This window comes from Anabaena sp. EIM26, assembly GCF_057568715.1.
In genome coordinates this window covers 2020638-2034317 of record NZ_CM172472.1, presented here as the reverse complement: position 1 = coordinate 2034317, position 13680 = coordinate 2020638, and the positions used below count along the sequence as shown (strand labels likewise).

Here is a 13680-nt window from a genome sequence, read left to right as displayed (position 1 = left end):
ATTAGCATTGATTGACATTTATTCCCTGGCATTGATTGGCATTGATTAGCATTGATTGACATTTATTCCCTGGCATTGATTGGCATTGATTGACATTGATTGATATTTATTCCCTGGCATTGATTGGCATTGATTAGCATTGATTGACATTTATTCCCTGGCATTGATTGGCATTGATTAGCATTGATTGACATTTATTCCCTGGCATTGATTAGCATTTATTGGCATTTATCTCCCAATATTTTTGACAATGAATACATCTGAATAAATCTATAACAACCTCTCCAATTCTCGCACCTCAGCGCCCATAACATCCTCCAATTTTAACAACCTTTCTAACGTCACCTGGGGAACATCATAAAAAACCTCATCCTGTTCCACCTGACGATAACGACTAGCAGATAAATCATATTTATTCCCTTTTATCTGCGCCTTTGTAACCCAAAATTGACGATTCAGGCGATTAATTTCATTTTGCAACGGTGAGATTTTTTCATGTAATAACGCCAACTTTTGTTTATCCGTTTCCAAAGCCTGACGAGTTGCTTCATCATCAGCCGGTGCAATAGCATTTTCAAAAGTTAAGCGGTTAATTTCCTTATGTAATAACAAACGTTCCGCTTTTAAAGGTGCAATTTGCTTTTTCAATTCCGCTAAACGTTCCTCATTTTGTTTAGTAACATCAGCATTAAACCGATTTTTCCAACAATCCAAAATATCAGGAATATCGTTTTCAGTCACAGGTTGACGCTTATCATCCAGAGAAAAGCCATCATGCTCCATATCATAGAACCAAACGCGGTCAGTTGTTCCCCCACGAGTAAACAGCAACACCGCCGTAGACACCCCCGCATAAGGCTTAAACACCCCGCTAGGCATAGAAACTACCCCATCCAAGCGATTTTCTTCTATAATCTTTTTGCGAATCTCCACGTGCGCTTTACTAGAACCAAACAGCACCCCGTCTGGGACAATAACCGCACATCTCCCCCCCATATCTAAAACCCGCAAAATCAAATGCAGAAATAACAACTCGGATTTTTTGCTTAAACCTGCCAATTTTGGATGTACATCCCCCGCATCAACCGCACCCTTAAAAGGTGGATTCATTAATACTAAATCGAGGGTATTTTCATCATCAAACCTTTTAGAAAGAGTATCTCTAGCAAAAAACCGAGGCTGTTCAATACCATGCAGTATGAAATTCATAGAACCGATGCGTAACATCGTCATTCCCGAATCATTATCATAAGCTGTAAATGCCTCTGTTTGCAGAAATTCCGATTCTTCAGGTGTGAGTAAATCACCAACTAAATGTTTATTACCTTTTTCATCAAATAATATTTCTGGACTGGTGTATTTTTCTAAAATATACTGATAAGCATTAACCGGAAAACCACAAGTACCCGCAGCTAAATCACCAATTCTATCAGTAGGTTTAGGTTCTACCATTTCCACCATCATGCGGATAATATGACGGGGTGTTCTAAACTGGCCATTGCGTCCAGCGATACTTAATTTATTTAATAAATACTCATATAAATCACCCTGAACATCTTGATTTTGTTCAGAGATTTTCATTTCATCAATGGATTTACAAGCCTCAATTAACAAACTGGGTTTATTAATTTTAAATTCCGCAGTTTGCATATACTCACTAAAGGAACTTTGATTTTTATCGGTTTCTTTCTCTTTTTCTTCCTCGTTGTCAGAATTACCCATTTCTTTCAACCAGGGGAAAACCTTATTTTTAAGATGATTTAAAGCATCCTCAGCTTTCATCTGTGTCCAATTTCGCCAACGCATTTCTGCGGGAATTTTGGGCTGATAATCTTCTTTGCGGCGTTTGGCTTGACGTTCGTTTAAATCTTCGGCTTCGTCTAACCGTTTCAAGAAGAGGAGAAATGAGAATTGTTCGATAGCATCCATTGGGTTGGATAAGCCTCCTGTCCAGAGTTTATCCCACAGGAGGTCTACTTTTGATTTTAGGTTCGGGTCGGTTAGCATTTTTAATTAGCGTTTTTGATTCAATTTAGCCATTCATTCATTTAGCCAGCCATTCATTTAGCCGGGGAATAAATTCCCCGTCTGATAGCTAAAGTCGGTTTTAACCGACTAATTTTTTAAATTTAATCCGTTTTAACGGATTTTAGCTTTTAGCCAGGAAATTTATTTCCTGGTATTATTGTTAGTTTAGTTTTTTATTTTCCGGTGGTTTATCTAAATCTGTTTCTTGTTCTAATAATGGAATTGTCGTTTTATTTAGATGATGTATTTTTTGATTATCTACATAATCAATAGCTTCTTGTAATTGTTTACCTCCTAAAGAAAAAACTCCATATCCTTCCTGCCAAGCAAATTGTTGTGTTTTACCTAAAGTATGATTATAATGATAGGCACTACTACCTTTTAAGGTTTTAACAAATTCAGCAATAGACAATTTGGGAGGGATAGAAACCACAAAATGAATATGGTCTTCAATTCCACCAATAGCATGAATTATACAACCTAAATGATCCGCCTTCCCAATTAAATAACCATAAAATTTTTCCTCTATATCATTAGTAATTAAAGGCTCGCGTTTTTTCGTAGCCCAAACAATATGATAATACAACCGCCACAAAGCCATAATGAATTTTAAAACAATACTAATAAATGTGTAATTATCCAGCAATTCCAGTCAATTCAGCCAGGGAATAAATTCCCTGTCTCAAAGCTCAAGTCCGTTGAAACGGACTCAGATTATATTACCAAACAATTGAATTAAATTAAAAATAAAATTTCTATTATTACCCAAAAATCAACAAAATAATAACATAAAAACCCAATTTAGTCGGTTTTAACCGACTTTAGGTATTAGACAGGGAATTTATTCCCTGGCTATTAAATCTAACTCAATCAATAGATAAATAAACAAATCACAATTTAAGCCGCCAACAATTCCGTAAACGCCAACAAATCATCCACCTCATCATCAGAAAAAAACCTATCAACGGCATTTTTCCCAAACCTAGCCAAAGCCCCCTCATACAAATCAGCTACCTCTAACCTCCGCTTTTGTAAAAACACACTCTGCACAGCCCTTAAAAAATTAATCTGATTAGCATTATATTGATGTTTGGCAATAAAATCCTCAAATTGACGCTTCACCACCTCATCATAATCAGGTATGGCATCCAAATCTAATAAATGCCGCAAAAACGCCAACAAACTATTAGCCTTTAACCCGTAAGCCTTGCGAATATTAGACTCAGAAAGCTGAATATTACCACCTCCTAAACCTTGGCGTAAAGTCCTCTCTAACTCAATTAATTGCCAATCTGTAACCGCTTCACCTTCCTGAATAGCCTTAATAGTAGGATGATCATCTACAATTACATTTATTTTCTCCTCAACTCGTTTTTTATATTCCTCCACATAAACTTGTTCACCACCTTCACCCACAGTAATAAAACCGCGAGTAGCCACAAAATCAGCTAAATCTAACTCTAAAAAAATACTATGGCGTTGTCGGCGATTTTTCATTTCTTCAGATAAAGCCTCTATTACCTGATTCAATTCTTTCACTGTTGCATCTTTCAAACGTGAAGATAAACACAACTTAATTGCATTTTGTTTTCGTTTATCTTGATGAACAAAATCAGGTAGACGACTCACATCTTCAGCAATAGATTGTACAGTATCCGGTTTTGCCCCTTCCGTTTGAATTTCTAACTTTAATCGCTCAATTTTACTTGTAAAAGTTGCTGCTGCTATCTCTACACCTGGCACAAATCGCAAAAGAGGAGCAACTTTAAACCGTAATGACTTCAATTTATCTTTAGTAATGTAATTCCAAAATAAATCTGTCCAAGCTTCTGCAATATCCAACATCTTCTTTTTGACAGTAAATGAATCTGTAGGAATTTGGGTTATTTGTTCACGTAAACTTACAATTACCGCTTGACAATCGGGTGATTCTTGGTCATGTAAATATAACTCCAGCAAATCCAGACGAGTGTTAAAAATGCGTTGAAGTACCGGAATAGTTTGGGCTACTTCTGTTTGTGCTTTAGCTGCAAATTCATTTTCCCAAAAATCAATAATTAAAAATTCCTGCTTTGTCCGATTTGGCAACCATTCCAACTTTTTACAAGCCTTTTGATTGCGTGTTCCCCGTCCAATCATTTGCCAAAGTTTAATCTGTGATTGCACGGGTTTCATAAACACCAAATTCATGATTTCTGGTACATCTATTCCGGTATCTAGCATATCCACAGAAATAGCAATGCGGGGCATATCATCTTTTTTGAAATTCCCTGTTAGCTTGCCTTTGTATTCTGTTTTGTGGGTAATTACTCGCACTAAATCAGAATATTGTGGATACATTTCTTCAAAAGTTTCACATAGCCGTAAAGCGTGTTCTTGAGTCAATGCAAATACAATTGTTTTCGCTGGTAGTTGCCCTGATTCATCCTTATGGCAAACTTCCATGATTTCTTCCCACTGCTTGCGGAGAGTGTCTTTATTACTAACCTTTTTTTCTAAATCTGTACCTGAAAAATCAATATCATCTGGATCATGTCCTTGTGCTATCAATATATTCTGTTCTTCTTCTGAAAGTTTAGCACCTTGAATACCTTCACTTTGAAATTTAGTTTGTGCTTGATAAAGACTAAAATCAACTAAATTTTTCTCTTCAATTGCTTGTTTATAGGTGTAGAGAAAAGTAGGAATCCCATCAAAACAATGAAAAGTATTAAAAGTATTCCTATCAATAAAACCTGCGGGTGTAGCTGTTAAGCCAATCATCCGCCCATCAAAATATTCCATTACCTCTTGAAAGAGATTGAAAATAGAACGATGTGCTTCATCAAAAATAATTAAATCAAAAAAAGCCGGACTAAATTTTTTATAGGAATTCCTCAAAGTCTTTTCCACAACAACATACAGCCGTTTAGTTTTATCTATGTTGTAGCTGAAAATGCGATCGCATGGTTCATGGGGTATATGTTCCATAAAACCATCTTCCAAAGCTTGTTTGACTAAATTATCCCTATCAGCAACAAATAAGATTTTCCGACTTTGATTAGCTTTTAAAAATAAGTCAATAATTGCCATTGCAGTGCGGGTTTTCCCTGTTCCCGTAGCCATTACCAACAAAGTGCGGCGTTTTCCTTCATCAAATGCTTCACAAACCCGACGAATAGCTTCCTGTTGATAATCTCTGCCGGCAATTTGGGTATTAATTGGTAATGAACTTAACGCAATTTGATTTTGACGAATATATAGTAAATTTTCTAAATCTGATGGCGAAAAAAAGCCAGCTACTTGACGTTTTGCAGAATTTCCCACATCCCAAAAATAAGTTTCCTCCCCATTAGTCATAAACGCAAAAGGGCGGAAACTTTGATGCTTTTCTATTTCTTTAACGTAGTATTCTACCTGGGTTTGGGCAATTTGAGGATCACTGCTTTGGCGTTTTGCTTCCACCACTGCAATAACTTCCCCATTGGGTTGGTACAAGCAATAATCAGTAACTCCATTCCAAGGTTCAGCATTATAGCCATCAACAGGAATTTCTAACCCCACTTGGTTAGGGTTTTTGATGTTCCATCCTGCTAGGGTTAAAGCAGGGTCAATAAATTGTTTCCTAGTGTTGGCTTCGTTCGCTGACATTACAGCATCCTTTATTACATTCCGCTTTGCAGAGTATTACTGTGCTTTCAAATTACTCTACTGTAATAGTCTAGTATGCTTTTTAGCTTGACAGACCACTAGGGTAATGTAACAAATCATAACCAATTCTGTGGGTGTTCTCCTTAACCGGACTAGTAATTTTTATTCTCTTTATACATCTCACAACTGAAACGAAGCAGTTAACGCCACCGCTAAAGCATCTGCTGCATCATCAGGCTTGGGAATTTCATCTAAATCCAACTCTCGCGCTACAGCATCTTGGACTTCTGCCTTATCTGCATTACCATAATTTGTTAAAGCTTGCTTAATTTGTCCAGGGGTAAATTCTACATAAGGAAGCTTGCACTGTCCCAAAACCAACATAAGTACGCCTCTGGCCTGTGCAACAACAATAGTACTTGACATACGATAGAAGAATAATTTTTCAATTGCCACCAAATCTGGCTGCAACTCCTTCATCAGGGTGTGTAAATCGTCATATAAAATACATAGCCGCTGTGTCATTTCAGTATTAGAAAAAGTGCGAATCACACCAAAATCGATCATCTTTACTGTCGTATCTTGTACTTTACCTTGACTTTGTTGCCAAGTAATTGCCCCAAACCCTAAAGTTGCTAGTCCTGGATCTAATCCTAAAATTCGCTTTTCCATAAAATTCATTTTCACAAATACAGGGTGTCTTTACATACAAAATAATTACTGATGAAAATGTTTCCCATCTTATGAAACATCCCCATAGACTGAATTACCAAGCTCACATAGAAAATCTCAAACTGATACGACAGGTAATATTAACAACTTTAAAGATCGACTCCAAATATAAAGGAATTGAAAAATATCATGGTTCCACCCTTGGTCTTGAAACCAGGTAGTGTACATTTTCTGTTAAACATTGTTTGTACCACTGTTCCCTATTAGGTATGTCAATCGGTTTTCTCAGACAAGCCCTCAATGCCCTACAACTACAGTCCCACAGCCGCACTTCCCATCGGGTTAACCAGTGGTTTAAGTGGCTATCCCCTGGAATATCGGTGAAACGCTGGTTTTTAATCAGTATTGGGGGTGTTTTCTTGGCTAGTTTGGGGTTGGCTATTTGGATTAAGCTAACCCCCATTTTTTGGGGGATAGAATTGCTGAGGGGTTTTCTGGGATTCCTCGCCAATATTTTACCCAATTACATCAGCGGTCCCTTGGTTTTACTATTCGGTGTGCTATTGGTGTTGTGGGGACAATCCCGCACAGTGGGTTCAATTACTGAAGTTTTAAGACCACAAGGTGATGACGAAGAACTGATAGATGTGCTGTTAGCCCATCGTCGCTTGTACCGGGGTCCCAAAATTGTGGTAGTTGGTGGTGGGACTGGACTTTCTACTTTACTCAGAGGCTTAAAAACCTATAGTGCTAATATTACTGCCATTGTTACCGTAGCTGATGATGGTGGTTCTTCTGGCAGGTTGCGCCAAGAATTTGGTGTTTTACCTCCTGGGGATATTCGCAACTGCTTGGCCGCACTAGCAGATGAGGAAAAGTTATTAACAGAATTATTTCAATATCGGTTTCGGGCTGGGGATGGTTTGACAGGTCATAGTTTTGGCAATTTGTTTTTAACTGCCATGACTGATATTACTGGAGATTTGGAACAGGCTGTTGCGGCTAGTTCCAAAGTATTAGCAGTGAGAGGACAAGTTTTACCTGCAACCCTCAGTGATGTGCGTCTCTGGGCAGAATTGACAGATGGCCGCCGGATTGAGGGGGAGTCTAGCATTCCCAAAGCTGGGGGAAAAATTGTCAGAATTGGCTGTATTCCTGAAAATCCACCAGCCTTACCCGCAGCAATTAAGGCGATTAAAGATGCTGATTATATTATTATTGGGCCGGGTAGTCTTTATACTAGCTTAATACCGAATATGTTAGTTCCAGAAATTGCGGATGCGATCGCTTCCAAAAATGTTCCCCGCATCTATATTTGCAATATCATGACCCAGCCAGGAGAAACTGACAGTTACACAGTTGGCGAACACATTCAAGCAATAGATGCCGCTTGCGGTAACAGAAGGCTTTTTGATGCCGTATTAGTACATAAAAAAACACCTTCCGCCCAAGCACTTATCCGCTATGCCCAACAAAATTCTCATCCGGTTTTCTTAGATCGTGAAGTTATCAGCCAATTAGGTCGGCGTATTATCCCCGCTAATATCATCTATGAAGATGAAAATGGTGCAGTTCGCCACGACCCGCAAAAACTAGCTAAGGTTTTACTGAAATGGTACAGTGGGGCGCATCACGGAAAGTGATGGGGGCAGGAGTTCGGAGTTCGGAGTTCGGAGTTCGGAGTCAGGAGTCAGGAGTCAGGAGTCAGGAGTTCAGGAAGCAGAAGAAGAATCACCAATTACCAATTACCAATGACTAAAATTTTCCTTTCTGATACAGAGGCAACACAGAGATTAGGTATTACCCTGGGAGAAAACCTGACTGCTGGGAGTGTCATTTTACTAGAAGGTGATTTAGGTGCAGGTAAAACTACCTTAGTCCAGGGTATTGGTAAGGGTTTAGGAATAACTGAATCTATTGTCAGTCCTACTTTCACTCTGATTAACGAATACATTGAAGGGCGCATTCCCCTTTACCATCTCGATTTGTATCGTCTAGAACCTCAAGAAGTGACAGGCTTGAATTTAGAAAGTTACTGGGAAGGGATGGAAGTTATACCGGGAATTGTCGCTATTGAATGGGCTGAACGAATGCCATATCTACCAGATAGTTATTTAAAAGTATCTTTAACCTATGGTGAAAATGGCACTCGTCAAGCAGAAATTACTCCTGTAAACTGTACGTTAAATTGTTTACAAGAATGTTAAAGCTTGCCCGCGAATTTCCGTATTTACCTGGCCTTTGTCATAGACAATCTCACCGCCGACAATTGTTGTGACAGGCCAACCTGTCAGGTTCCAACCTTCAAAGGAATTCCAACCGCACTTGCTTAAAACTTCTTCACGTTTAACTTCACGGTAGTTGTTTAAATCTACCAACACTAAATCAGCATCGTAACCAGGGGTAATTTCTCCCTTATTAGGAATACCATAAGCCACAGCTACAGCCTTAGACATCCAATTAGCGACTTGGGCAACAGTACATTTTCCTGCCATAGCAGCCGTTAACATTAAAGGTAGGGAAGTTTCTACACCAGGCATTCCTGAAGGGGTATTGGGGTAAGGTTGAGCTTTTTCTTCTAAGGTGTGTGGTGCGTGGTCGGTAGCGATAAAGTCAATGATGCCATCACGTAAAGCTTGCCACAGTATTTCATTATCGTGGGGCGATCGCAATGGTGGATTCATCTGCGCTAAACTCCCAATAGTTTCATAAGCACTGGTATTTAACAACAAATGTTGTGGTGTCACCTCCGCCGTTACCCAACTTGGTTTATCCTCACGCAGCAACTCTGCCTCCTCAGCCGTTGACATATGTAGAATATGTAACCGTCGGTGGTATTTTTTAGAAAGTTTTAATGCCAATTGGGTTGCTAACAATGCAGCTTGATTATCTTGAATTTGGGAATGAACAGCAGGATCATCAATCCCAGCAAACTCCAGACGGCGTTGCTTAATTCTCTCTTGGTCTTCAGCATGAACAGCAATTAACCGGTCTCCTTGGGCAAAAATAGCCTCTAGCAGCCCTTCTTGGTCAACCAGCAACTGCCCATGCATCGACCCCATAAAAATCTTAATTCCCGGTGTCGGCTGCGCCGAAAGTAATTCTGCTAAATTATCAGCCGTCGCCCCAATAAAAAAGCCATAATTAACTAAGCACTTATCGGCAGCACGTCGTAACTTGTCGTCCAAAGCTGACTGGCTAATTGTCAAAGGCCTTGTATTAGGCATTTCTAAAAAGGAGGTGACTCCCCCCTTAGCACAAGCACAACTAGCAGTGAACAAGTCTTCCTTGTGTTCTAGTCCCGGTTCCCGGAAATGTACCTGTGGATCAATTACCCCAGGCAACAAAGTTAACCCTTGTGCGTCAATTTCTTGAGTTGATGTAGCATGATTAATTTGAGTCCCTACCTCGACTATTTGCCGTCCAGCCGTCAGCACGTCCCCAATCATCAACTCACCATTGGGTAGAATTAGGCGTGCTTGGCGAATCAGTAAACTTTTTGGAGATGACATGGATTTAACAACGTTAGGTATAGAGATTCATTGATAATAGATAAATTTATCTCCAAGGTAAACTTTTTTAGGCTTTATTCTGAATGCTTTCTCCGGCGAAAATTTTACGAAACACGCTCCCCAAATACCATGTTAATGAGGAAAATACGCTTCCCTAGTTAAGATAATAAATAAAGTCTCCCCCAACGAGTTAAGTACTTGCTTCTTACCGTAAAATTTAAGTAATTTCATGCAAAATCAAGTGTCTGATAACAAATCTAGCCAACAACCTGATAACTCCTGGATCTTAGAGCTAGGTAAAACGGTTATCTTGAGTATCTTTCTTGCTCTAGGAATTCGTACCTTTGTCGCTGAAGCACGTTGGATTCCCTCTGGATCAATGGAACCAACTCTGCATGGTGTACCAGACCAATGGAAGGCAGACAAGATTATTGTTGATAAGGTGAAGTACAAATTTGCTACTCCTGAACGGGGAGATATAGTAGTATTTTCACCAACCGAGGAACTACAAAAAGAACAGTACCAGGATGCCTTTATTAAGCGAATAATTGGTTTACCTGGAGAAAAAGTAGAACTTAGGGATGGCAAAGTCTATATTAATAACAACCCTCTCCAAGAAAATAAATATTTATCCCCTTCTGTACGTACAGTTGTCGATGTTTGCACATCAGGGCCGCAACCTCCCTTTTTAGCTACGCCCGAAACCATACCACCCAATTCATACTTAGTGTTAGGTGACAACCGTGGTAGTAGTTATGATGGTCGTTGTTGGGGTCTAGTTCCTCAAAAAAATATTATTGGTCGTGCTGTAGTCAGATTCTGGCCGCTTAATAATATCGGGGCGTTAGACAAGTCACCTTTGTATCCCACTTCCAATCCTTAAACCTACATTCCGCTATAGCTTATGGCTATGGCGGTGAAAATAATTAGAGACTTCCAAATTAAAAAATATATATCCCAAAATTTCCTGTAGAAGGACGGGCAGGATGCCATTGGTGTCAAGTTAAGAAAAATGGATTTGTGTCAAGAGTGGGAAATAAATGGTAAAAGTCAACACAGGGGTGTTGAAAAGAGCCATGAGTAAACCAAGGAAAAAACAAGGGAATCCAGACTTTCGCCATCAAGTTAGCGTACCTGCTCCAGCTAGTGAAGAAATAGAATCACGGTTGATTGGGCTATTAAGTCCAGGGACATTTGCCAACCTCAAAGGGGTAAAAGACAAAGAGCGAAGCTTGCGCTCAAGAGTATTAACCCTACCAGTAATGGCAGCAATAATACTGAGTCTAGTATATCGACAAGTACAACACTTAACAGATGTATTGCGCTGCCTAGAAGTAGAAGGATTAATGTGGGTAGAGGCAACAAAAGTCAGCAAGCAAGCTCTGTCCCAAAGACTCAACAGTTTACCGGCGCATCTATTTGCCAAGATGTTTGAGCAAGTAGTAGAACGTCTAGCAGCAAAAAGGAATGCAAAAGAATTAGCTCCAGCCTGGGCATCAGTGGCGCAGAGATTTTCCGCCATTTGGATTTGTGATGCCTCAACACTCGAAGCCATGAAAAAGCACTTCGGACAATTGCAAGAAAAAACAGGTTCAGTGTTGGCAGGAAAAATGCTGATGGTAGTAGAAGCTTTCACTCATATTCCTGTAGCAGTTTGGTATGATGCTGATGCCAAGCGGAATGAGACTCGTTGGTGGCAAGCATTGTTAGAACTTTTACCTGATGGTGGTTTACTCATAGTAGACATGGGATTTTATGGTTTTGAGTGGTTTGATTCTCTAACTGCTGCCGGCAAGTATGTTCTCACGCGCCAAAAGGAAAAGGTTAGATATAAGGTAGTGCGTGTACTTTCTAGCGGCTCTCACTACAGGGATGAAATTATTCAAATGGGATTGCATCATACCAACCCATGTCGCTATCCCATGCGCCAAGTATCCGTATTATGGGGTAAGACTTGGTATCATTATTTGACTAATGTTCTTGACCCACAACAGCTTTCACCACAGGAGGTTTGTGATTTATACCGCCGACGTTGGCGAATTGAGGACGCATTTTTATTGACTAAGCGTTTATTGGGCTTGTCCTATTTGTGGGTTGGTGGCACTAATGGTGTACAGATGCAAATATATGCTACCTGGATTTTCTACGCTGTCCTCAATGACTTGTGTGCTGATGTCGCTATTGCTTTACAACAACCTTTAGAACGCATTTCTGTGGAAATGGTTTTTCGCAGTTTATATTTTTTCCACCGCGCACTTTTACTCGCTCCTGATTTGCAACTTATTCCTTGGCTTGTCGAACATCATCGTTCTATGGGTTTAGTCAAGGCCGTCCGTCAACGTCACCGACGAACGGCTGCTCGCTCTCTTGACATTTGGGCTGATGCCTTAACTTGACACCAATGGCAGGATGCCCATCCCACAAGATTGGATCATCAGGGACTTGCAATTAAAAATATCCCAATTTGTAGTATGGATGTAGGGGTTTAGCACTGCTAAACCCTTAGTTGTGTGACACACCACTAAAAAAAGTTGGATAAATTATTTTTTGTTACTCCCTAACACACCCTACAATACTTATAATCAAGCTATTCTATTTGATAATTGCTCTCACCAATTTACCCTAACTTAGGGAAGTTTCAATCTGGGAGTCTTCCGTTGCACAAAGTAAAATTTCATGATTAAAAAAATTCACCATCTTCCCAAAGTCATAACCAAACCTTTCAGCAAGTCATACTATCACCAACCTGGAACTTTACCAGGTACAATCATCATTGATGAAAATGCTGAACCACCAAATATTATTTTGATTGACTATAACCAAAGTACTTTAATCCGAGAACAAATAACTAACCCAGAAGATTGCGCCAATTATTTGGATACAGAATCTGTTTCTTGGGTAGATGTCCAAGGTTTAGGGAATCAAGATATTTTAGAAAGATTGGGTAAAGTTTTTGATTTACATCCTCTTGTTTTAGAAGATGTGGTCAATATGGTAGAGCGACCAAAAATAGAAGATTATGAAGACCAGTTAGTGATCATTGCTCGCATGGTAGTACCAAAAGAACGAGGCTATGGTTTTTATAGCGAACAAGTCAGTTTAGTCTTGGGTCAACATTATTTACTTACTGTTCAAGAAGAGCCAGCATATGATTGTTTTGAAGGAGTAAGAACGCGAATTACTAAAGGTAAAGGCATAATTCGTAAACAAGGATCAGATTATTTAGCTTATTGTCTATTAGATGCAATTATTGATGGTTTTTTTCCGATCTTAGAACTTTATGGAGAGCATATTGAAGAATTAGAAGAAGAAGTAATAGTTAAGCCTACTCCACAAACCCTACAAAAAATATATCAAATCCGAAGAGAATTACTGCAATTACGTCGAGCAATTTGGCCTCAACGGGATACAATTAATTTTTTGATTAGAGATAGCAGTGAACTAATTAGTGATGAGGTAAGAATTTATCTGCGAGATTGTTACGATCATACAGTCCAAGTAATGGATATGGTCGAAACTTACCGAGAACTGGCTTCTGGATTAATGGATGTCTATCTTTCAGCAGTAAGTAACAAAATGAATGAAATCATGAAGTTCTTAACAGTGGTTTCATCAATTTTTATTCCCTTAACTTTTGTAGCTGGAATTTATGGCATGAATTTTAATACAGATAAATCTCCATACAATATGCCTGAACTGAATTGGTATTGGGGCTATCCATTGTGCTTGGGGTTAATGGCCATAATTGCCTGTGGATTAATATTCTTCTTTTGGCAACGGGGTTGGCTTTCAAATTCAGTAGGGATGAAACGAGATTAAAAATAATTAATTGGTAATT

At 39.2% G+C, this 13680-nt stretch carries 10 protein-coding genes and 1 pseudogene; 6 read left to right on the top strand and 5 right to left on the bottom strand.

The window, feature by feature from the left end; translation table 11 throughout:
* Positions 1–270: 270 nt before the first annotated feature.
* The 4 genes and pseudogenes from AC012T_RS08810 to ruvC form a co-directional block, all read right to left on the bottom strand.
* Entirely contained in the window at positions 271–2007 is a 1737-nt protein-coding gene (locus tag AC012T_RS08810; protein ID WP_487064903.1) for a type I restriction-modification system subunit M, read from the bottom strand.
* Between the two features lie 149 nt (positions 2008–2156).
* A pseudogene (gene tnpA / locus AC012T_RS08805) lies at positions 2157–2629 on the bottom strand (IS200/IS605 family transposase).
* A 296-nt stretch (positions 2630–2925) separates the two neighbouring features.
* A complete protein-coding gene (locus AC012T_RS08800) occupies positions 2926–5658 on the bottom strand; it encodes a type I restriction endonuclease subunit R (protein ID WP_487064901.1) in 2733 nt (910 codons plus the stop codon).
* 180 nt (positions 5659–5838) lie between these two features.
* Positions 5839–6330, bottom strand: coding sequence for a crossover junction endodeoxyribonuclease RuvC (ruvC, locus tag AC012T_RS08795; RefSeq protein WP_487064899.1), 492 nt, complete (start codon positions 6328–6330; stop codon positions 5839–5841).
* Positions 6331–6599: 269 nt separating this feature from the next.
* Here ruvC and AC012T_RS08790 point away from each other — a divergent pair, with 269 nt between their 5' ends.
* Genes AC012T_RS08790 through tsaE form a run of 3 tightly spaced genes read left to right on the top strand, consistent with a single transcriptional unit; the run spans position 6600 to position 8537 of the window.
* Positions 6600–7973 (top strand): gluconeogenesis factor YvcK family protein, encoded by a 1374-nt coding sequence (locus AC012T_RS08790; protein WP_487064897.1) that lies wholly within the window; start codon positions 6600–6602, stop codon positions 7971–7973.
* Positions 7951–8085, top strand: a complete 135-nt coding sequence (locus AC012T_RS08785; protein ID WP_487064895.1) for a hypothetical protein — start codon at positions 7951–7953, stop codon at positions 8083–8085. The genes AC012T_RS08790 and AC012T_RS08785 overlap by 23 nt, the downstream gene beginning before the upstream one ends.
* Positions 8082–8537, top strand: coding sequence for a tRNA (adenosine(37)-N6)-threonylcarbamoyltransferase complex ATPase subunit type 1 TsaE (gene tsaE / locus AC012T_RS08780; RefSeq protein ID WP_487064893.1), 456 nt, complete (start codon positions 8082–8084; stop codon positions 8535–8537). The genes AC012T_RS08785 and tsaE overlap by 4 nt, the downstream gene beginning before the upstream one ends.
* Here the strand turns inward: tsaE and AC012T_RS08775 are convergent.
* Positions 8523–9842 carry a dihydroorotase gene (locus AC012T_RS08775; protein ID WP_487064891.1) on the bottom strand — a complete coding sequence of 440 codons (1320 nt, stop codon included), beginning with the start codon at positions 9840–9842 and terminating at the stop codon, positions 8523–8525. The two genes, tsaE and AC012T_RS08775, sit on opposite strands and share 15 nt — an antisense overlap.
* Positions 9843–10071: 229 nt before the next feature.
* On the opposite strand from AC012T_RS08775, the gene lepB reads away from it, so the two are divergent.
* From lepB to corA, 3 genes are all read left to right on the top strand, one after another.
* A complete protein-coding gene (lepB, locus tag AC012T_RS08770) occupies positions 10072–10725 on the top strand; it encodes a signal peptidase I (RefSeq protein ID WP_015213050.1) in 654 nt (217 codons plus the stop codon).
* A gap of 193 nt (positions 10726–10918) precedes the next feature.
* On the top strand, positions 10919–12238 hold the full coding sequence (locus AC012T_RS08765; protein ID WP_487066390.1) for an IS4 family transposase: 1320 nt from the start codon (positions 10919–10921) through the stop codon (positions 12236–12238).
* 280 nt (positions 12239–12518) lie between these two features.
* Positions 12519–13661, top strand: coding sequence for a magnesium/cobalt transporter CorA (gene corA / locus AC012T_RS08760; RefSeq protein WP_487064889.1), 1143 nt, complete (start codon positions 12519–12521; stop codon positions 13659–13661).
* Positions 13662–13680: the final 19 nt, after the last annotated feature.

Bases quoted from the DNA above. Each gene is read 5' to 3' on its own strand.
- AC012T_RS08810 (WP_487064903.1), bottom strand. From the start codon at position 2,007: ATGCTAACCGACCCGAACCTAAAATCAAAAGTAGACCTCCTGTGGGAT.
- AC012T_RS08800 (WP_487064901.1), bottom strand. From the start codon at position 5,658: ATGTCAGCGAACGAAGCCAACACTAGGAAACAATTTATTGACCCTGCT.
- ruvC (WP_487064899.1), bottom strand. From the start codon at position 6,330: ATGGAAAAGCGAATTTTAGGATTAGATCCAGGACTAGCAACTTTAGGG.
- AC012T_RS08790 (WP_487064897.1), top strand. From the start codon at position 6,600: ATGTCAATCGGTTTTCTCAGACAAGCCCTCAATGCCCTACAACTACAG.
- tsaE (WP_487064893.1), top strand. From the start codon at position 8,082: ATGACTAAAATTTTCCTTTCTGATACAGAGGCAACACAGAGATTAGGT.
- AC012T_RS08775 (WP_487064891.1), bottom strand. From the start codon at position 9,842: ATGTCATCTCCAAAAAGTTTACTGATTCGCCAAGCACGCCTAATTCTA.
- lepB (WP_015213050.1), top strand. From the start codon at position 10,072: ATGCAAAATCAAGTGTCTGATAACAAATCTAGCCAACAACCTGATAAC.
- AC012T_RS08765 (WP_487066390.1), top strand. From the start codon at position 10,919: ATGAGTAAACCAAGGAAAAAACAAGGGAATCCAGACTTTCGCCATCAA.
- corA (WP_487064889.1), top strand. From the start codon at position 12,519: ATGATTAAAAAAATTCACCATCTTCCCAAAGTCATAACCAAACCTTTC.